General features: G+C 51.1%; 20 protein-coding genes. 11 read left to right on the plus strand and 9 right to left on the minus strand.

The genetic code is table 11. From position 1 onward, the window contains the following. Positions 1–6 precede the first annotated feature (6 nt). From HNR50_RS06080 to HNR50_RS06115, 8 genes are read left to right on the plus strand one after another with little or no spacing between them, the layout of a single operon-like run. Complete coding sequence (locus HNR50_RS06080) at positions 7–483, plus strand: (2Fe-2S)-binding protein (protein WP_184744931.1); 477 nt, start codon at positions 7–9, stop codon at positions 481–483. Beyond that, positions 480–2,825, plus strand: coding sequence for a xanthine dehydrogenase family protein molybdopterin-binding subunit (locus HNR50_RS06085; RefSeq protein ID WP_184744933.1), 2,346 nt, complete (start codon positions 480–482; stop codon positions 2,823–2,825). The genes HNR50_RS06080 and HNR50_RS06085 overlap by 4 nt, the downstream gene beginning before the upstream one ends. Before the next feature lie 13 nt (positions 2,826–2,838). Next, positions 2,839–4,398, plus strand: a complete 1,560-nt coding sequence (fdrA, locus tag HNR50_RS22325) for an acyl-CoA synthetase FdrA (RefSeq protein WP_184744935.1) — start codon at positions 2,839–2,841, stop codon at positions 4,396–4,398. Then, positions 4,395–5,822: a YlbE family protein gene (locus tag HNR50_RS22330; protein ID WP_184744937.1), complete on the plus strand. Its 1,428-nt coding sequence runs from the start codon at positions 4,395–4,397 to the stop codon at positions 5,820–5,822. The genes fdrA and HNR50_RS22330 overlap by 4 nt, the downstream gene beginning before the upstream one ends. 15 nt (positions 5,823–5,837) lie before the next feature. Further along, positions 5,838–6,695 carry a cyclase family protein gene (locus HNR50_RS06100; RefSeq protein WP_184744939.1) on the plus strand — a complete coding sequence of 286 codons (858 nt, stop codon included), beginning with the start codon at positions 5,838–5,840 and terminating at the stop codon, positions 6,693–6,695. Between the two features lie 25 nt (positions 6,696–6,720). Further along, positions 6,721–7,410, plus strand: a complete 690-nt coding sequence (locus HNR50_RS06105) for a hypothetical protein (protein WP_184744941.1) — start codon at positions 6,721–6,723, stop codon at positions 7,408–7,410. A gap of 2 nt (positions 7,411–7,412) precedes the next feature. After that, positions 7,413–8,621, plus strand: a complete 1,209-nt coding sequence (locus HNR50_RS06110) for a thiolase C-terminal domain-containing protein (RefSeq protein WP_184744943.1) — start codon at positions 7,413–7,415, stop codon at positions 8,619–8,621. Next, a complete protein-coding gene (locus HNR50_RS06115; RefSeq protein WP_184744945.1) occupies positions 8,618–9,010 on the plus strand; it encodes a Zn-ribbon domain-containing OB-fold protein in 393 nt (130 codons plus the stop codon). Before HNR50_RS06110 ends, HNR50_RS06115 begins: the two co-directional genes overlap by 4 nt. Positions 9,011–9,056: 46 nt before the next feature. On the opposite strand, the gene HNR50_RS06120 is transcribed toward HNR50_RS06115, so the two are convergent. From HNR50_RS06120 to yqeB, 7 genes are read right to left on the minus strand one after another with little or no spacing between them, the layout of a single operon-like run. Next, positions 9,057–9,386 carry a hypothetical protein gene (locus tag HNR50_RS06120; RefSeq protein WP_184744946.1) on the minus strand — a complete coding sequence of 110 codons (330 nt, stop codon included), beginning with the start codon at positions 9,384–9,386 and terminating at the stop codon, positions 9,057–9,059. Between the two features lie 59 nt (positions 9,387–9,445). Next, positions 9,446–10,309, minus strand: a complete 864-nt coding sequence (locus HNR50_RS06125) for a bacteriohemerythrin (RefSeq protein WP_184744947.1) — start codon at positions 10,307–10,309, stop codon at positions 9,446–9,448. A gap of 56 nt (positions 10,310–10,365) precedes the next feature. Next, a complete protein-coding gene (gene yedF / locus HNR50_RS06130) occupies positions 10,366–10,995 on the minus strand; it encodes a sulfurtransferase-like selenium metabolism protein YedF (RefSeq protein WP_184744948.1) in 630 nt (209 codons plus the stop codon). Beyond that, entirely contained in the window at positions 10,943–11,242 is a 300-nt protein-coding gene (locus HNR50_RS06135) for a putative Se/S carrier protein (RefSeq protein WP_221439818.1), read from the minus strand. Before HNR50_RS06135 ends, yedF begins: the two co-directional genes overlap by 53 nt. Beyond that, positions 11,226–12,257 (minus strand): selenide, water dikinase SelD, encoded by a 1,032-nt coding sequence (gene selD, locus HNR50_RS06140; RefSeq protein ID WP_184744952.1) that lies wholly within the window; start codon positions 12,255–12,257, stop codon positions 11,226–11,228. Before selD ends, HNR50_RS06135 begins: the two co-directional genes overlap by 17 nt. Continuing rightward, complete coding sequence (locus HNR50_RS06145) at positions 12,250–13,392, minus strand: aminotransferase class V-fold PLP-dependent enzyme (RefSeq protein ID WP_184744954.1); 1,143 nt, start codon at positions 13,390–13,392, stop codon at positions 12,250–12,252. The genes selD and HNR50_RS06145 overlap by 8 nt, the downstream gene beginning before the upstream one ends. Next, positions 13,383–14,957, minus strand: a complete 1,575-nt coding sequence (gene yqeB / locus HNR50_RS06150; protein WP_184744956.1) for a selenium-dependent molybdenum cofactor biosynthesis protein YqeB — start codon at positions 14,955–14,957, stop codon at positions 13,383–13,385. The genes HNR50_RS06145 and yqeB overlap by 10 nt, the downstream gene beginning before the upstream one ends. A gap of 120 nt (positions 14,958–15,077) precedes the next feature. Between yqeB and HNR50_RS06155 the strand changes: the two genes are divergently transcribed. The 3 genes from HNR50_RS06155 to HNR50_RS06165 are packed head-to-tail and all read left to right on the plus strand — an operon-like array spanning position 15,078 to position 17,017. Further along, positions 15,078–16,235, plus strand: coding sequence for a molybdopterin molybdotransferase MoeA (locus HNR50_RS06155; protein ID WP_184744958.1), 1,158 nt, complete (start codon positions 15,078–15,080; stop codon positions 16,233–16,235). Beyond that, positions 16,219–16,656, plus strand: a complete 438-nt coding sequence (locus HNR50_RS06160; RefSeq protein WP_184744960.1) for an MOSC domain-containing protein — start codon at positions 16,219–16,221, stop codon at positions 16,654–16,656. Before HNR50_RS06155 ends, HNR50_RS06160 begins: the two co-directional genes overlap by 17 nt. Continuing rightward, the gene (locus tag HNR50_RS06165) at positions 16,646–17,017 is read left to right on the plus strand and encodes a hypothetical protein (RefSeq protein WP_184744962.1); all 372 of its coding nucleotides are present in this window, start codon (positions 16,646–16,648) and stop codon (positions 17,015–17,017) included. Before HNR50_RS06160 ends, HNR50_RS06165 begins: the two co-directional genes overlap by 11 nt. On the opposite strand, the gene HNR50_RS06170 is transcribed toward HNR50_RS06165, so the two are convergent. After that, positions 16,986–18,386: a cytochrome c biogenesis protein gene (locus HNR50_RS06170; RefSeq protein WP_184744964.1), complete on the minus strand. Its 1,401-nt coding sequence runs from the start codon at positions 18,384–18,386 to the stop codon at positions 16,986–16,988. The genes HNR50_RS06165 and HNR50_RS06170 overlap by 32 nt on opposite strands. Beyond that, positions 18,376–19,869, minus strand: coding sequence for a B12-binding domain-containing radical SAM protein (locus tag HNR50_RS06175; RefSeq protein WP_184744966.1), 1,494 nt, complete (start codon positions 19,867–19,869; stop codon positions 18,376–18,378). Before HNR50_RS06175 ends, HNR50_RS06170 begins: the two co-directional genes overlap by 11 nt. Between the last annotated feature and the right edge of the window lie 26 nt (positions 19,870–19,895).

The following is a 19,895-nucleotide window of genomic DNA, read 5'->3' on the forward strand; positions in this document are numbered from 1 at the left end:
GAGAAAATGGTAAGGGAAATCGAGTTCACATTAAACGGATATCATCAGAAAATCACCGTGAAACCCAGCGAGAAGCTTCTAGATGTACTGCGGGACCGTCTGGGGATTACCAGTGCGAAATACGGTTGCGGGAAAGGGGAATGCGGGGCCTGCACGGTCAACCTCGATGGAAAGACAGTTCGCTCCTGTCTTATGTACGCTGTGGAAGCCGACGGTTCAGTTATTGAAACCCTCGAGGGATTCCAGAGGCTGGGGAAAAAGGAAATTCAGGAAATCTACCAGAAACACAATGCCTTTCAATGCGGTTTCTGCGCTCCCGGCTTCATTATGAGCACCGATGAACTGCTCTCTCAGAATCCTGATCCCGATGAAGAGGAGATAAAAGAAGCTCTGGCCGGTAATCTCTGCCGTTGCACGGGATACAAAAACATATTCTCCGCCGTAAAAGAGATGGTTGAAAAGAGAAAGGGGAGGGAGTCATGAGCAAAAACACGAAAGTCGTAGGGCACGATGCTGTCCGTATCGATATGGAAGAGAAGATAACAGGAGCCGCGCTCTATACGGACGATCTTCCCTTCGGTCCCAATTTGCTCCATATGAGTGTTCTGGCCAGCCCTCATGCCCATGCTGAAATCCTTAAGATTGATACTTCAGAAGCGGAAAAGCTTCCCGGGGTTATGGCCGTGGCCACGGGGAAGGACTATCCCCAGAAATACGGGCTCTATCTCCAGGATAAGTCGATCCTTCCTGTGGACCGGGTCCGCTATGTGGGCGAGCAGGTCGCCGTGGTTATTGCCCGGACCAAGGAGATCGCCGATGAGGGGTGCAAGCTGATCAAAGTGGATTACAAGGTTCTGGAACCGATTCTCGATGTCAGGGACGCCATGAAAGAGGACGCGGTTCTCATACACCCCGATCTGGGTGATTATCAGGTTATTCCCTGGATCAATCCTCAGCCGGGGACCAATATTTCCCATGTTCGGAAAATACGGAAAGGCGATGTGGAGAAAGGATTCGAGGAAGCGGATTTTATTCTGGAGGACGAATACCATGTGCCCCATGTTGTCCATGCCTGTATCGAGACCCATATTTCCGTAGCCCGGTACGATTATACCAAGCGGTTTACCATGTGGAACTCCACACAGTCCCCCCATACGCAGCGCCATATCATGGCCAACGCTCTGGGAATTCCCCATAAGGATATCCGGATCATCGCGCCCTATGTGGGCGGGGGATTCGGAGGGAAAGCGGGAATCAGCATGGAGGCTCTGACCGTCGCCTGTCAGAAGGTTCCGGGGTATCCGGTCAAACTGCGCTGGTCGAGAAAAGAGGAGTTCCTCAATTCCTCTCAGCGTCAGGAATTGAGAGCCACCGTGAAAATGGGCGTGAAAAAGAACGGAAAAATCACAGCTCTCCGCCATATCATGCATTGGGATGTGGGAGCGTCCGCCGAATACGGAAACAATGTGGTCAACGCTACGGGATTTTCCGCTACGGGTCCGTACTTTGTTCCCAATGTCAGTATTGATTCGGTAGGTGTTTATACGAATCATCCGCCCTGCGCCGCCTACCGCGGTTTCGGCTATTCGGAATTCCATTTCGGAATCGAAAGCCATATGGACCGCATTGCCAAGGCGATCGGTATCGATCCCGTTGAATTCCGCAGGATCAATGCCATCAAGACCGACGACGAAGTGGCCTACAAATGTCATATGAACCCCTCGGGCATGCTCGAGTGCATCGACAAAGTCGCAGAAGCGATCGAATGGGGCAAGGAAGAAGTTTCCGATGATCCCGATATCGTTATCGCCAAGGGTTTCGCCAGCGCCTGGAAAGCTCCGGCCATGCCTCCCAATGCCGGATCATCCGTCTTTATCAAGTTCAGCGAAGACGGCAGTATCAATGTGCTGGTCTCCGGCATGGAAATCGGCCAGGGGCTTCACACGGCCGTAGCGAAATTCGCTTCGGAAATCCTCACTGTTCCCCTTGATAAAATCCGGGTTGAATTGCCCGATACGGACAGGAACCCCTACGAATGGCAGACCGTGGCCAGTCATGAAACCTGGGAGCTGGGGAATGCCACCATCAGGGCGGCCCGCGATGCGAGAGATAAGATCTTCGATGTTGTCAGCCGGGCTTTCCATCTGGAAAAAGAGAGCCTCTATCTGGAAGACGGAAAGGTTAAGGATGATCTCGATCCCGATTTTTCACTTCCCTTCGAGGATTTCGTCATAACCGGTATTCAGACCGAGTTCAACACCTGGGTGGGCGGTCCCATAATGGGAATCGGTTCCTTTATCCCCGAGTTTACCAACGCCATGGTCGATCCCGATACGGGAATGGGCGGGCATCCCAATGTCCACTACACCGTGGGCGCCGGGGCGGTGAAGATTGAACTGAACAAAAAGACGGGAGTCGTCCGTGTCGTGAAAATGGCCGAAGGGTTCGACTGCGGAAAAGCCATCAATCCCGATCTGGTAAAGGATCAGATCGTGGGCGGCTTCATTCAGGGGCTGGGTACAGCTCTCTATGAAGTGTGCATCTTCGATGACAAGGGAAAAATGCTCAACACCAATTTCACTGATTATAAAATTCCGACCATTCTGGAAATGCCCGATGAAATGATCCCCGTAATCGTGGAAGTTCCCCAGCCCGACGGTCCTTTCGGTGCCAGAGGAATGTCGGAGCATACCATGATTCCCGTCATGCCCGCCGTGGCCAACGCCATCGCCAACGCCATCGGTCTGAGAATAAAGGACATACCATTGACTGCCGAGAAGGTGGCTCTTCGACCTCTGCAGAAAGATTTTGTGCCTGAAAAATGATGAGAGGAAAGTGATGATAAAAAGAATTGTAGAAAAAGACCAGTACTTCGATTCGGTCTTTCTCATGCTGATAAACAGCGAAATCAAGGAACTCGAAGGAGTGAATAACGCCGTCGTCTCCATGGGAACGGAAATGAATATTCAGCTTCTGAATGATATGAATTTCGCCGATGAATCAGTGCTGGCTGCTACGCCGAACGATCTGATTGTCGTAATCGAGTGCCGGGATGAAGAGACGGGTGAGAAAGCCGTTGCGGCTGTTTATTCCCTGCTTAATAAAAAGAAGGAGAAGAGTTCCGGACAGATCTACCGGCCCAAATCCCTTCAGTCGGCGGTCAGGGAGAATCCCGATGCCAATCTGGTTCTCATCTCCCTGCCCGGAGAATTCGCTGCCCGGGAAGCCCGGTCCGCTCTGGAAAAAGGGCTGAACGTCATGCTGTTCTCCGATAACGTTTCTGTAGAACAGGAAATCGCCCTGAAAGAACTGGCTTTGGAGAAAGGGCTTCTTATGATGGGTCCCGACTGCGGTACCGCCATTATCAACGGCCAGCCTCTCTGTTTCGCCAATGTGGTTTCCCCCGGCGATATCGGAATCGTCGGCGCTTCGGGCACGGGTATCCAGGAAGTGACCTGCTGCATCGATACATTCGGCGGCGGGATCACCCAGGCTATCGGCACGGGAGGGCGCGACCTGAAAGACGCCCGGATCGGCGGGAAAATGATGCTTCTGGGCATCGAAGCCCTGAGAAACGATCCGTCAACAAAGATTCTCGTGGTTATCTCCAAACCTCCCGCGGCCGATGTGGCGGAAAAAGTTCTGTCGGCACTGGAGGAAACGGGAAAACCGGCGGTTGTCCATTTTATAGGACAGGAACCGGAGAAGGGGAGAAAGGGACTCTATTTCGCGGTCAGTCTGGAGGAGACGGCGAGAATTGCTGTCGACCTTTCGAAGGGAGTGACTCCCTCTGCATCGACTTTTTCCATGCCGGAAGTTGAGATCCGTCAGATTGTCGAGCGGGAAAGCGCGAAACTGGCGTCGTCCCAGAAATATCTGAGGGGACTCTATACGGGAGGAACCGTAGCCGATGAGGCTTTGATTCTCTTTGAGCGGGAAGGCGTGACGGTCTATTCCAACAATCAGAAAAAAGAGGAGCTCCAGCTGCCTGATCCCTTCGTCTCGAAAGAGCACACCATCGTCGATCTGGGAGACGACATTTATACGGTGGGCCGGCCCCACCCCATGATCGATCCCTCTACCAGGGAGGAGAGAATCAACATCGAAGCTGATGATCCCTCCATGGCTGTCATGCTGCTCGATATCGTGCTGGGATACGGATCCCATCATGATCCGGCAGGCGCTATTATTAAAAGTCTGAAAGCCGCAAAGGACAAAGCGGCGGCGAGAGGGGGGTATCTCCCTATTGTCGCTTCCGTTGTGGGAACGGAACAGGATTTCCAGGGATACGCCGCGACAGTTTCCAAACTGGAATCGATCGGCTGTGTCGTTATGCCTTCCAATTTTCAGGCATCCATGATGGCTCTTGAAATCATGAAAAAGGCAGGTTCCCTATGAATGGGCAAAAGATAAACAAACTGTTCGAAAGTGAACTCGATGTACTGAATATGGGGCTGGAATCCTTCAGCGAAACCCTTTCCGAACGTGGCGTGAGAAGCACCCAGATCGACTGGACCCCGCCTGCCGGGGGAAAAGCGGATTTGATTGAAGCTCTCGATTTTCTGGAAACCAGGAAAGAGGATATTGATAAGGCCAACGCGAAAGCCCTTGAGATCATTCAGAAAGGCAAACCGGAAATCGTCGATATTCAGATTGCCGGAGAGGTTATTCCCGGGATGACGGCGAAGACCGTTCTTCACGCGGGACCTCCCGTTACCTGGGAAAAAATGTGCGGGCCTATGAAAGGTGCCGTTATCGGTGGACTCATCTTTGAAGGTTTAGCGGCAAACCGCGAAGAAGCGGAAACAATGGCAGCATCGGGAGAGATCCTCTTCGATCCCTGCCATCATCACAGCACTGTCGGACCAATGGCGGGAATCGTCACAGCCTCCATGCCTGTCTGGGTCCTGAAAAACAGCGTCTACGGCAACACCGCTTTTGCGACTCTCAACGAAGGGTTGGGAAAGGTTCTCCGCTATGGCGCTTTTTCCGATGAAGTCATCGATAAACTGCGGTGGATGCGCGATGAACTGGCTCCCATACTCAAAAAAGCCCTGGCCTTGCACGGACCGGTGGATATGAAGACCCTCATATCGCAGGTTCTGCAGATGGGCGATGAGGGACACAATAGAAACAGAGCCGGAACATCTCTCTTTATCCGGGAAATGGCCGCTCATCTGGTCATGCTCGATGAGGATAAGGAAAAGATTGCTAAAGTATTTAACTTCATGCATCAGAACGACCACTTTTTCCTGAATCTGACCATGCCGACCTGCAAATGCCTGATCGACGCGGCGCGGGATATCGAAAACAGTTCGCTGATCGTAACCCAGGCGCGGAATGGAACGGAGTTCGGGATTCAGGTCTCGGGTCTGGGATCGATGTGGTTTACCGGACCGGCCTCCAAAGTCGACGGGCTCTATCTGCCGGGATACACAGAAGAGGATGCTGGTCTCGACATCGGAGACTCGACTATAACCGAAACAGTGGGCATCGGAGGTTTCGCCATGGCGGCGGCTCCGGCCATCGTCAAATTCGTCGGCGGATCACCGGATGACGCCATGAAGTTCACTCAGGATATGTATGAAATAACCATGGGGGAAAACTCTGTCTTCCAGATCCCTGCGCTCGATTTCAGGGGGACGCCCACGGGCATCGACCTGATGAAGATCGCTGAAACGGGAATCTATCCGGTCATCAATACGGGAATCGCCCATAAGGATCCGGGTATCGGCATGGTTGGAGCCGGATTAGTCAAACCACCGGTAAACTGTTATGAGGATGCGCTTAAAGCTTTCAAGGAAGCATTAGATAAAAACTAATACGAGGAGAAAAGAATGAAGATTATTGATTTTACCATTCCATTGGGGATAGGAACACCGCCCTGGCCGACATACGAACCGCTTCAGGTCAAGTATTTCAAGAGACTGGCTCCCAACGGGGCTAACGGGCAGGTTGTGACCCATTCCAATCACATCGGTACTCATCTCGATGGAGAGATTCATTTCTATACTCCCGGTAAAGATATCGCCTCCCTCGATTTCGATTTTCTGGTACACGAAGGGGTAGTCGTCGACCTGTCGGATTGCGTGGAGGACTACAGCATCTACACATCCAAAATGGTTGAGGAAAGAGTTGAGGTAAAAGAGGGGGACATCCTCATTATCAATACGGGCTATCACAAATTCGGATGGGATCAGCCGACAGCCGATGAAATCCGCTACATGATCAAGCACCCCGGTCCCGACAGGGAATTCGCTGAATGGGCCAAAAAGAAAAAACTGAGGTGGATCGGTGTGGACTGCGGTAGCGCCGACCATCCCTTCAATACGAAAATTCGAGACTGGATGCCCAGGCAAGCCAAAGAGTGTGATGCCTATTTCAAGAAGACCTATGGAAAAGGGCTTGAGGAAATTTTTGAAGATGACAAGTATCAGCTGATGCATCTGGAGATGTTTAATCACCACATCCTCCACGCCGAATGTCTCGGTGGAGATATGGATCTGCTCAATAACCAGAGAGTGACAATAGGATGCTTCCCCTGGCGCTTTGTCGACGGAGAGTCCAGCATTTCCCGTATCGTCGCCATGGTCGACGATGACAAATACGACGAACTGATGAAAAAGAAAGCCAAATGCGGTCTTACCAAATTCGGCGATGTTACAGGCGGCGGGAACGAGTTCCTTCATTCATGATTTTATAATATAAAAGGAGAAAATTATGGCTATTGATAAAATGGAACAGTCTTTACGGCCCCCCCAGCTGGAGCTGAAACCTTTTCCTCCCAAAATGATCACTCTGGCCAATGGAGAGGAGATGATAGTTCGCGAAGTAAAACGCGAGGAAGTGGGAGTCCTTCTGGGAACGATCCAGCCTCTTATGGGCGTTCAGAAAGATTTTTATGACATAGTTGCGTCCCGCATGTATGCCGAGGTCCTGGGTTGGTTCGAATACCGGGTAGCCAACGAGTTCGTCCTTGTCGGCGCGATCAACGGGGAAATCGCCGGTATTGTCAACAGCCGGCTTATCGATGGAAAAGAGGGTATGAGTTTTCATACCATGACCATCAAAAGAGGGCTGAGAATCGGAGCGCAGCTCTTTGCGGCGAAAATGGAGCACCATATCGATATTCTCGGTAATGATGAAGTTCATATTGTGGCGGAAAGTCCTATCGGTTTCAAAAGGTGGATGATCGAGTACGCTCTGGAAGACCGCTCTTCCCGGTACCCGGCGCTTCGCCATGAGTTGGGAGGGGTTCCGACTTTCACCCTTACAAAAGAGCTCTGGGATAGAGTCAAAGCCGACAAGTGCACCGGTTCCCGTCCCGTTCCTCCGGAAAAACTGGCCACAGCCGATAAGCTGAGAATGCCTTCCGAGTATCCGCAGATCCCCGGATTCAAAAGGGGCTGATTATGAGAAAAGTGTCCATTGTCGGAATCGGACACACGGTTTTCGGCAATCTGAGTGATTTTGATCTTGTCGATGTCATGGCCTTCGCGTCGGGCAATGCTCTGGATGATGCGGGAATCCGCGATGACCGTAAAATCATCGAACAGGTTTTCGTAGCCAATATGGGCGGGGGAATTATCAATCACCAGACGGGGATAGCCTCTTCTCTGGTGAGCCGGATGGATATGGAACCGGCTATGGCCGAACTGGTGGAAAACGGTCCGGCCAGCGGGGCCAGCGCTGTCAAGCTCGGTTATATGGCCATTGCCAGCGGCCTTGTCGATGTGGTTATGGTAACCGGCGGGGAGTTAATGCGGTCCGTCACCGGCTGGGAGGGAACCGACTTTGTCGCTTCGCTTCTCCATCCCGAAGCGGAGTACAACTACGGGTTGACGCTGCCGGCCTACGGGGGAATGTTCACCCGCATGTATATGGAGCGCTACGGGCTCACCGAAAGGGACCTGGGGCTGATCGCTGTAAAGGATCATCAGAATGGTGAGAAAAATCCCTTCGCCCATGTCCGGGTTCCCTGTACAATCGAAGCGATCCACGACAGCGAGAACGCCCACGTTATCAATAACTATGTGGCGGAACCGCTGAGAATGTACGGCATGTGTCCCGTTTCAGACGGAGCTGCCTCGCTGATTCTCTGCGCCGAGGATTCGCCGAAAATGAAGTACTTCACCAAACAGACGCCCATTCGCATAACCGGGGTCGGTTCCGCGACAGACACTCACTGCGTCCACAACCGGAAGGATCCACTCGTCCTCGATGCGGTTCGGCTGGCCGCGGAAAGGGCTTATGCCATGGCGGGACTGAAAGCGGAGGATATCTCCTTTGCCGAACTTCACGATGCCTTCGTCATTCTGGAGCTGGCTATTTCCGAGGAAATCGGCTTTTTCGAAAGAGGCAAATCGGCTGAGGCTTTGCGCAAAGGGGTTACGGCCATCGACGGGGCTAAACCGATAAACACTTCGGGAGGGCTCAAATCGAAAGGTCATCCGGTCGGCGCTACCGGTGTCTCCCAGGTCTTCGAGCTGGTTAAACAGCTCCGGGGACAGGCGGAAAAAGAAGGTCGCCAGGTTAAAAATGCGAAACACGGCATGGCCGTCAATTTCGGCGGGTTCGGCAATAATGTGGTAGCGGTTATCTGCTCGAGGAGGGACGCATGATTGATTTCAGTGCCTACGGAGTCAAAACTCCCGAAGTCTATGCAGTGAAATGTCCTTCCTGCGGAAAGCTTCACTATCCCGCTCCCATGATCTGCAATAAATGCGGCGAGAGGAGAGACCCTTCCGGCGTAATATTCAAGGACTGGGAAACCGTTTCCCTTTCCGGAGAATGCAAACTTCTCGCCTGGACCAGAGTTTATGCTCTGCCGGAAGGATTGGATATGCAGTATCTGCTTTTCGGAATTGTGGAATTTCCCAACGGCCTTCGCGCCAGCGGACGGCTGGAAGTCGATAAACCTGAGACGGGCATGAAATTAAATGCCCGGGTTGAAACGATGGATAACTCCAAAGGAAAGGAGTTTGACGGATTTATTTTTGAATCTTTTTAAAAACAGATTTGATCCAACTGCGGTTCAGGTGAAATCCGGACCGCAGTTACTTCTTTTTCCACTCTGCCACTTCATCACCGGATATATAAACGAAAAGATCAGGATAAGTCCAGATAAATCTGGTTACCGACTGGTCGAGCACTCTTTTCCGATCGGGTTCTCCGAATAGCTCAATCAGAATTTTACTGGGCATTCCCGGCCAGGGTTCACCTTTGGAAAGCGAGGCTTTCTGTTCACCGGTTAATTCGCTATGAGATTCTATATATCGCTGTCTCTGTTCGGCATAAAAAATCTTGAGCTTCATCTGCCTTCGGGAAAAGTAGAACCAGGCACCGACTAAAAAGAGTAGAAAGGGTAAGAGATACAATTTGTTCATACTACTGATTCTATAAGAAAAGAGGGTTCGGTGAAAGGAGGATTAACCGGAATCTGTTTTTAACGGTCCACACTCTTATCTATCAGGAAATCTTTATACTTCCTGTCTTCCTGGAGAATATGTCCGATCGTCCAGTCTTTCAGAAAGAGGATGATTTCATCGGTCAGTTCACTGAAACCCTGTCCGTATTCAGAAGCGAAGTGCCGAATCTTATCGATAAAACCTTTATGAAGTGTCATATGCGCTTTCAGTTCGGGATATCCGTTCTTTGCCATGTGTTCTTCTTCATAAGAGAAGTGGAACTGACTGTAATAGAATAGCTTTTTGATAATGACCGGAATGTATAGGGTCTTGCGGCTGCTGCTCGTATGCTGCAGATCATTGGTCTGCTGGAGGATATAGATCAGCTCCTTGTGCTGGTCGTCGATGCCTTTTATTTCCAGCTCCAGTTGCTGGTTTTCCCATTGGTCGAGCACATTGCTTCTTTTTTCCGCGGAGATGGAAAAATTGGTTTCCGGGAATATACCCCTCCCCTTGAAATAATCGGCGTATTTGACATCTTCGCCTTTAATATGCTTCAGAATCCACTCAACCAGAAAATCCTGAATAGGAGCCAGGGGATAATTGAGCTTATCCCGAACTCCCTCCAATTCCTCTTTTATCTTTTCCTTGAAAGAACGGTGGGTGGCTATATGTCCGTTCAGGTCCGGATAACCATATTCTTTCTGGAGGGCTTCTTCGCTGGTAAAATGATAACTCGTATATGCATAGAGCTGCTTGAGAATCCTGATCGCTTCCTTCTGATGGTTTTCCCTGTCAACGATATTATGAAGCTGATTGGTAATCGTAATGAGCTCTCTGTGCTGAGTATCGATAGTGGAGATACCCAGGCCGAATTTTTCATCTTTCCACTCTATAAACATCTCATTCTCCCTGTTTACATTGTAGTACGGGGAGAATCAGATGTCACAAGGGATTTTCAGCCGACTGTAACGGTGTTTCCTTTTCCGGTCAGAATGGATGCGATTTCATACATATTGGAAACCTTTCCCACGGCAAGCTGTTCTTTCATGCCGTAAAAGTCCAGACAGGCTCCGCAGACATAAATGGTAATGCCCGATTCTTCCAGATCCTTCAGGTTTCCGATGCAGGGGCTTCCTTCCACAGCGACTTTGACGCCGCCGTTCATCATCAGGATGTTGTCGGGCCGTCTTTCGATTTCCGTCAGGGAGTAGATAAAAGCCTCCATCAGCTTGGATCCCAGTTTCGGGTCTCCCTGGCCGATAGTCTCCGCATTAATGAAAATATTGAGAGGCTCCTCTGCAGAGCCCTTCTGAATTTCCGCGAACTGAAAAGACGGTTCGGCTGGGGGAGCGTCTCCTTCTTTATAGCCCTCATTGTCGATGGTTATGGTGCGGATTTCCCCTTCCTGCGTAACCGATAGAATGGCATGGCCGCTGTTCTCACAGAAACGGGTGACGTTTTCCACGGCCGCCTGGTTGTCCACCTGAATTTCCAGAACGGAGAATCCGCCCTCGTCAAAAGCCTGTTTTACCCTAATGACCGGCTGGGGGCAGGCCAGTCCCGTTCCGTTTATAGATTTCTTCATATTTTCTGCTCCCTCCTGAGTTGTATTGGAGATAGATTCGCTCAATTGTATTGGGTCCGTTGGTCAGCTCCTCCGTTATAGCGGGATTTTCCGACTTAACGCGGATGGAAAAACCGCATTCCGAGGATATTTCCCGGGGAGTGGGGATCAATTTCATATTATACCCCCCTTCGTCCAGTCTTTCTTCCTCTTCCATGGCATCATGTGTGTTTTTAAATGTGAGGACAAAGCTATTCAATGATTTCAATTCCCGGTTTGTCCTGTGTATTCCCGATCTTTTGTGCCGGGACGCCTTTGGAAATCAGCTTGCCGAGCAATTCGTCTGCCTGGTCCTGTGCCACAGAGAAAAAGAGACCGCCCGAAGTCTGGGGATCGAAGATCAGGTCCAGCGTCAGCCTGGAAAGAGACTCGCTGTTGTTGATGAATTTGAGACGGAAGTCCCTGTTCCGGTAGGTTCCCGCGGGGATCAGACCCATGGAGGCATATTCCGCCACATCGGGAAGGAGTTTCAGCTTCTTCATGTCGATGGACAGTCCCACTTCGCTGTCGGCTATCATTTCGCAGGCGTGTCCCGCCAGTCCGAATCCCGTTACATCGGTACAGGACGAAACATTGTAGTCATAAATCACTTCCGCAGCTATCTTGTTGAGTGTTCTCATGGATTCGGTAAAGGCTTCTATAGCCCGCTCCGAAGCGATCCCTCCGCGGAGCGCCGTGTTGATCAGTCCCGTACCCAGAGGTTTGGTCAGAATCAGCGCTTCATTCTTCTTCGGCCTGTTGTTGTACAGCACCTTGTCGGGGTGGACGGTTCCCGTTACGGAAAAGCCGAATTTCAGTTCATCATCTTCGATGCTGTGACCGCCGAGAAGGGCCGTTTCCGCTTCAATCAATTTGCTTAGGCCCCCGTCCATCATGGCCCTGAGTGTTTCGATATCAGATTTGTCCTTGGGAAAGCAGACCAGAGAGAGGGCTGTAATAGGGCGCGCGCCCATGGCGTAGACATCGGACAGGGAATTGGCTGCCGCTATCTGACCGAATACATAGGGGTCGTCGACGATGGGAGGAAAAAAATCGACAGTCTGTATAAGCGCCGTCTCATCATTGATCCGGTAGACGCCCGCATCATCGGAAGTGCTGAAATCGGAAATCATGTTCTCGTATTTCGGCTGCTGCAGCCCGCAGAGTGCCTTGTCCAGAAGGGCCGGACCCAGTTTGGCTCCGCAGCCCGAGAATTTTGTGAATTGCGTCAGTTTGTTATCCATTTACTATTTCCCTTACCGCTTTCAGCGCTGAATCGATATCCTCTTCGCTGTTAAAATACCCGGGACTGAAACGTATGGTGCCACCCCGGTCATAAGTTCCCAGAGATTTGTGAGCCGACGGGGCGCAGTGCAGTCCCATCCTCTGGGCTATTTCGGCATCATCGAGCCCTTCGGCCAGCTCCGATAGATCCACTCTATCATGAAAAAAGGAGACGACGGAATTCCTTGAAGCAGGATTTTCCGGGCCGATGAGGGTAATTCCCTCAATCATTTTTAATCCTTCTATCAGCCTGAGGGCCAGATCCTTCTCTTTTTTTCCGATGACATCAACACCGGTTGTCAGAAGGAAATCTGTAGAAGCTCTCAAACCCGCCAGCCCCGGAATATTCCGGGTTCCGCTTTCGTACAGATCGGGGAGGAATCGGGGCTGAATCTCTTCTTCCGAGGCGCTGCCGGTTCCCCCTTCCAATAAGGAACTGATCTCTATTCCATCTTTTATGTAGAAACCGCCGGTTCCCGCCGGACCCAGAAGGCCTTTATGGCCGGCAAAACAGTAGAAATCAGCATTCAGTTTTATCAGATTGATAGTTTTATGACCCGCCGACTGGGCTCCGTCAAGACAGACCAGAGCCCCTGCCTCATGTGCGTCCCTGATCATCTCTTTTACGGGAAACAGGGCTCCGCTTACATTGGAACTGTGGCAGAGAATAACAAGATCCGGTCCGGATTTCAATTTGGATTTGTAATCATCCAGGTCCGCTGTTCCATCGTTGAGGCAATGAAATCTTTCAACGGTGACTCCCTTTTCCATCAAAGTGTTCAGCGGCCGCATCACAGAGTTGTGCTCTCCCATAGAGGTCAAAGCCTTCATTCCCGGCTTTAAAAAGCCTTTAATAATGGTGTTGAGCGATTCGGTGGCTCCGGAATTGAGAATGATCCGTGAGCTGTCGGGCAGCGAAAAGAGCTTTGCCAGGTTCCGCCGGCATTCGTAGAGAACCCGGCTTCCCTCAAGAGCTTCGTCATAGGAGGCGCGGCCGCTTGTTCCGCAGGATAGTAGATTGTCACGGACCGCATCGGCGACACCCGGGGCTTTTGGGTAGGAAGTGGCGCTGTTGTCGAGATAAATCAGGGACATATGCCTTCCCGCAGGAGAATTTCGAGAACCGAGCCGGCTATAGCGTAGGCTTTATCTGAGATATTTGTGTAATTGGCTCTCTCCCCGCGGGGATCCACATCTCCCATTTTCATTCCCTTCTTTACAACGGTTCCATCGAGAATCATACCGCGGATCATTCCTGTCAGAGTGGCAGGCAGTTCGACGCCGCCTACAATGGCAACAGTTTCACCTTTGGTTACGAGGGAGCTGATATCTTTCATGACTTTGACCTCTCCGTCAGCGGGAGCTCTGAGTATCCTCTCTTCCGTATAACCTTCAATGCTTCCGGGGATCTTCGTGTCGGGGCTCGCCGGCCCCTTGTCAATAATCTGACCCAGAGTGTGGCCTCTCATGGTTTCCACTACGTAATGGACATCATCTCCTGCGGAGAATCCCGGTCCGAGAGCTATGGTCACTTTCGCCATGGAGCGATTTGTTCCCAGATTTTTCTTTGCCAGAATGGCATCGATAACCGCAGCCGGACGCAGCTCCCCAATCAGTCTGCCTTCGGGGTCTGCCGCCACGGCGATATCCTCTTCGCCGAGGATCATCCGGACTTCATCGGCTGTGACCGCTCTCCGGGCTTTCAGTTCTTCAACAATCATTTCGCCATTGCGCACCGCATCGGCGAAAGCGACTGTCCTCCTGATAACTGTCGGCTGTTCCGTTTCCAGAGCCAGAACCTTATAGCCGGCTCTGTGAAGGCGGGCGATCGTTCCCGAAGCAATATCGCCGGCGCCGCGGACGACGATAATCTGCCGGGATTTTTTATAGAGGGACTTTCCCGTTGTTCCGCTTCTGGTCATCATCATCTGGCTGACCAGGCTGACGGCAATTTCATCGGGCGTTTCAGCGCCGATATCCAGTCCCGAAGGGGAGATCACTCTGTCCAGGTTTTCCCGGCTGAAACCCTCGAGAGCAAGATCTTTCTTCAGCGACGCCACTTTTCTCTTGCTGCCCAGCATTCCCAGATAGGGAACCTTATGTTTCAGAGAACAGCGGAGCGCTGTTTTATCTTCGCTTCCCGTGGCTACGAGAATGTAGGTGTTTTCATTGATAGATACTTTCCCGACAGCTTCTTCCAGAGTCTCGCCGTACACCAGCGTGCTGTTTGTCGGAAAAAGCTCTTCTTTCAGCAGGTTTTCCCTGTCGTCGGCTACGGTTATGGTAAAACCGGTTCTGGCCGCCAGACGGGCTACGGCCTGATTGACATGACCTGCTCCGATGAGCAGAAGGGCGGCGCCGGGTGTCTGCACGTCAATAAAGAACTGCAGGGCGCCTCCGCAGATCATCGACCCACCCAGATCTTCTCTCAAGCCGTAATGGCACGAACGGCTTGTCCCTTCCTGGATAGCCTCAAGAGACTGTTTTATGACAAAAAGCTCAGCGGCTCCTCCTCCGATGGTTCCGACAGTTGTCCCGTCATCCCTGACGAGCATCCTGGCTTTGGACCGGGGCGTCGATCCTTTCGATTCCGTTATCATGGCTATGGCAAAAGCTCTGTTCTGCGATTCCAGAGCTGCCGCTTCTGTATAAATGTTCATATGCATATTATACACAGAAATATCAGATTGTCTAACAAAGGGGGAATTAACTTTCTGCAATTTCCCATAGTGTGATAAGATGGAAAAAATAAATTTCCTAGAGGATATTCGATGTTAACAATGGATGAAGTCTTTGAGATACTGGATCGGCAAACCGCTGAAATCGTTACGGAAAAAGTCCCCCTCGGCAAGGCTTCGGGACGAATACTCGCCGCTCCGGTACTGTCTCCCATCGATCAGCCTCCTTTCGACAAAGCCGCCATGGACGGATGGGCCATGCGCGCCGATGAGACCGGGAAAGTTCTGAAAATCGAAGAGACCATTGCCGCCGGAGAGGTGGGTGTTAAAGAGATAGAACCGGGAACCTGTTCGGCTATCATGACCGGCGCGAAACTCCCTGTCGGGGCGGGTCGCATCATCAGGGTGGAGTACAGCCGCCGTGACGGGGAGACGGTCAATATTGATAAAGATGATCCTTTGAAAAATATCATCTATAAAGGCGAAAACATGAAAGCCGGCGATGTCGTTCTGACTCCGAGGGTCCTGCGCCCCCGTGATATCGGTATTCTCGCTTCCATGGGATTTGCGGAAGTCGAAGTCGTCATCGCCCCCGCTATAGGGTTTATCGCAACCGGAACGGAGCTGAAAGAACCGGGTGAGCTTCTTAAAGATGGAGAAATCTATAACAGCAACGGCCATCAGCTTCTGGCACAGGCCGATATCTGGGGATGCCGGACCAGTTATTACGGTATTACCCCCGATGATCCGGAAAAACTGGCGGAAACGGTGAACCGGGCTCTGGGAGAAAATACCATCGTCCTCCTTTCCGGCGGCGTTTCCATGGGCGAATTCGATTTCATTCCCCGTATACTGGAAGAAGCGGGAGTTCAGAAACTTTTTCACCGCATCGCCGTCAAGCCGGGAAAACCGCTCTGGTTCGGGAAAAATGACAGAAATTTTGTCTTCGGGATGCCGGGGAATCCTGTTTCGACCTTTATTCTCTTTGAAGTCTTTGTCAAACATCTGATACAGAAACTCTGCGGACTGGCCTATGATCCCGCTTTTATCCGGGGAGCTTTGGGCCGGGATATCAGAAGAAAGACCTGGGACCGGACGGAGTTTCTACCTGTCAAGTGGGAGAATGAGGAAGTCATACCCATTTCCTATCACGGTTCCTCCCATCTGAACGCCCTCGCCGAAGCGACGGGATTGATCATCGTGGACCGGGAAGTGAAAAAAGTGGAAAAAGGAGAAACTGTTTATGTCCGTATCATTTAGGATACTCTCTCTCAATATATCGGAGAAGAAAGGGGAGCAGAAGAAACCGGTTCCCTCCATGGAACTCAAACCGGCTCACGGGATAGTCGGGGATGCTCATGCGGGCAACTGGCACCGTCAGATCTCTCTGCTGGCCGATGAAGATGTCGATACGATCCGCGGCAGGGGAATGGAATTGAATTTCGGGGACTTTGCCGAGAACATCACGACCCGCGGCGTCGATCTGGGCGTTCTTCCCATCGGAACGAGAATCCGCATGGGCGAAGCTGAGCTGGAAGTGACGCAGATCGGGAAGGAATGCCATCAGAATTGCGCCGTTTTCCGGGTCGTGGGAGATTGCGTTATGCCCCGGAAAGGGATATTCGCAAAGGTTATTACAGGCGGAACCATTACTGTGGAGAGCAAGTGCCATGTCCTATAGACGATTCTTATTACCATGGCTTATTCTCTCTGTTTTCATTCTCTCCTGTTCCGGCAAAGAGAAGACCGAACCTTCGGCGGACCTGCAGTTCTTCTATCTCGAACTCTGTCCCGGCTGTGAAGAATACGAAACCGCCGACCGGTTGGCCGAACAGGTCAGGAGCCTCGGCGGTACGGCGTCCAATATCATTCACGACGAAGATGCGGCGGCGATGAAAAAACTGCTCGAAGAGAAAGGGCTCGAGAGAATAGCTCATGCTTTACCGCTTCTGCTCGTAGAGAAAAACTTCTTTGTGGGATATGAGGATATCGAAAGCGAAATCCTCAGGCTTAAAGAAGAATTAGCAACAGAGCTGCCATAGCCAGAAAAAACAGGGCTGATATCAGCTTGACCGACCCGGCCTTTCGTGAAAACCATTCAGCCAGCCTCTGCGATGTCATTCCTTTCCAGGCCATAATGAAAACGGCCAGAAGTGGGATAATAAATGCCAGATTGTAGAAACCCAGGAGAAGGTAGGACGATATGTTTCCCTCCATCCGGGTCATGTACATAAGGGTCGGCAGATAGATCTGTCCCGTACAGCCCAGTTCGAAAATAGTGACTGTAAAGCCGAGAACGAGTGATCCCGTAATCAATCCGGCTTTTCTCGTGTTTTCCCTTACCAGGCTGTGGATCTTCCGTTTTCTCTCCCGGCTCAGCTGCAGGGCTATTTCTCCTGTTTTCCCCATGCGCATCTTGCGGTAATCAGCCAGGTGAAGAATGGCTAGAACGATGAGAACCGCCGCCATGATGTATTTGAGGGAGAGACTGATCCACCTGAGGGAATCTCCCGCCCGCAAAGCTGTGAAAGCGCCGAGTCCCACGGCGTAGTAGGTGACAAAGACCGAAAGAGAGAACAGGATTCCGGTCAGGAGTATCTCTTTTCTCGATCGCCCGGCAAGGCTCAGCCAGGAGAGAAGAAAGATAAGAGTGCTGAAGGCGCAGGGATTAATGCCGTCGAGCAGCCCCGCGGTAAAAACCGGAAGGATAGATAAGCTGATGACGCCGGTCGTTTTTTCCAGAGAGGAACCATCTGCCGGAAGGGTCTTTCCCGGCACACTTTGCCGCAGGGCTTCTTCCAATCCTTCCTCGATGTCTCTGTCTCCTGCCAGAATTGTTTCTCCGATAACGATCAGGGGAAGCCTTTTCTCCCGTGACCGGAGATCTTCCAGTTTTTCCATAAGCTTCTGCAGCCCCTCTGCCGTTGTCACATCCACGGCTGAAAGGCTTATCTCTCTTTCCAGCTTCTCTTCCAGTTCCGGCATTGTCCTATCCAGGAATTCCCGGCAGCGGCTGCAATCGGGTGTATAGAAATACTCTATATCAGCCTCTGTCTCACTCTTCACCGATAACTCAGGGGAGATTTCTTCTCTTCCCGGAGCGTAGATTCCGGGATTATCCTCGTGATCGGAAATGAATCTCAGATACAGCTGATCGCGGAAAGTTTCTCCTTCCCTGATGATCTTCAGTTCTTCCTCTTCCCCCGGAGGCACGCTTATCTGGCCTTTTTCGCATTTGTAGGCACTGTCCGCCGAGACGATCATGGCATCATAGGTTTCATCGCTCCGGTTGGAAATGGTTATGATCCAGTCCTCTCCATCGGGTATGCTATCCAGGAGAATCTCCCCATGGAGGGAAAAAGTTATGATGAGAATCAGAAAAAAGGCAAAGTAGTATTTCTCAGTCGTCAATTGATAATTCCTTAAAAAAGATCTGGCACATCTCCCTGTTCAAGTTCCGAAGAGGAATAATGTTTTTATTTTTACCGGCAAAGGTGTGAAGTGTTCGGGTTTTCAGAATGATGTCTCTCAGCTGTTTTTCCTCATCGCTTACATTCCGGGCTTTCAGGAAATTGGAGAGGCGGGAGAGCCGGAAAGCCGTTACCATCTCTTCAGTCGTGAGAGATCTGCTCCAGGGGTAGGCCGAGGAACCGCTGCATAAAGCGGGCGGATTGGTTAAAAAAAGCTCGGGGTTTTCAAAACGGGGCAGTCCGGGAACGGGGTAGAAAAGGGAAATACCCGATCGGGTGGGCAGCCTGTGCAGATAGAGTAAAGTCCGGAGAACGCCTTCCGCCCTGTCACCCGGCAGTCCTGCGATAAAAAAAGTCGTCACGGGGATATTCTTGTTGTTGATGCGATCCAGAAGTGTTTCCAGTTTTTCCAGATCAACCGGTCGTTTTTCCTCTTTCAGCACGGTCGGATCGGCGGAACCCAGAGAAAAAGAGAAACTTCTGAAACCTCTCTCAATAAGATAATCTGTGAAGTCTTCCGTCAAAAGGGTGTAGTCCAGGCCGTTATCAGCGCTGAATGTGGCATCGGGAAAACGGGTTTTGCATCGGGACAGAAAATCTCTGAAGTATTCTTTATGATAGAGAAGATTGTCATCTTCCAGATTGATATGAACAGGCTTTTCTTTATCATCGGGAATCTTCTCCCATTCTTTTTCGAGGGACGGGAGATCCACAAGTCTGAATCGTCTTCCCTGGGTCAAGAAATTGGAGCAGAAGCGGCACATCTTGGGGCAGCCTCTCGAAAGGGCCAGTGTGAGAAACTGATTCCCTTTGCTGTCTCTTGTAAATGAGAACAGAGGGGCGGGCTCATCTGTCAGCTCATTTTTTTCCTGAAAATTCTCCAGGGGAAGATCTTTATCCAGATGATCCAGCAGATCCCCTAGAGATGTTTCTGTCTCTCCTGTCAGAACCAGATCGAAGAGCTTTGTCTGAATGAAGTACCGGGGGAGTACCGATGCTCCGGCTCCTCCGATTATGATGGGGACCGAATAGCCCAGCCTTTTTCGAAGATGTTTAGCCAGTTCCAGCACATCATCGGCATAAGTCCAGGCAAAGAGGCTGAGAAAGATGATGTCCGGGTTTTCTTCTGCGATCTTCCCGGCCGCATCGTGGAATGGGGGGCCGAATAATTTTCTCCCGGTAAAAAAAGAGAGAGGACCTCTTTCTCCTTCGACAATGAAAGGTTTCAGATAGTTGTACTCCTCGGGCATGGGGATAGAGGAGCCTCTCGGATTGAGTCTCGGAAAATTGAAAGATCGGCAACTGATGCCTCTCTGTTTCAATTCTCGGATTACACCTTCCAGACCGAGGGCTGATGTTCTTGATGGAGTAAAATAAAAATCCCTTACAGGCGGCGCAGCCGCAACCGCTCTTTCCAGTCTCATAAAGACTCATTATCAGCTTTTGCCGG

Origin of the sequence: Spirochaeta isovalerica (assembly GCF_014207565.1) — a bacterium.
In the GTDB taxonomy this organism is placed as follows: Bacteria; Spirochaetota; Spirochaetia; order DSM-2461; family DSM-2461; genus Spirochaeta_F; species Spirochaeta_F isovalerica.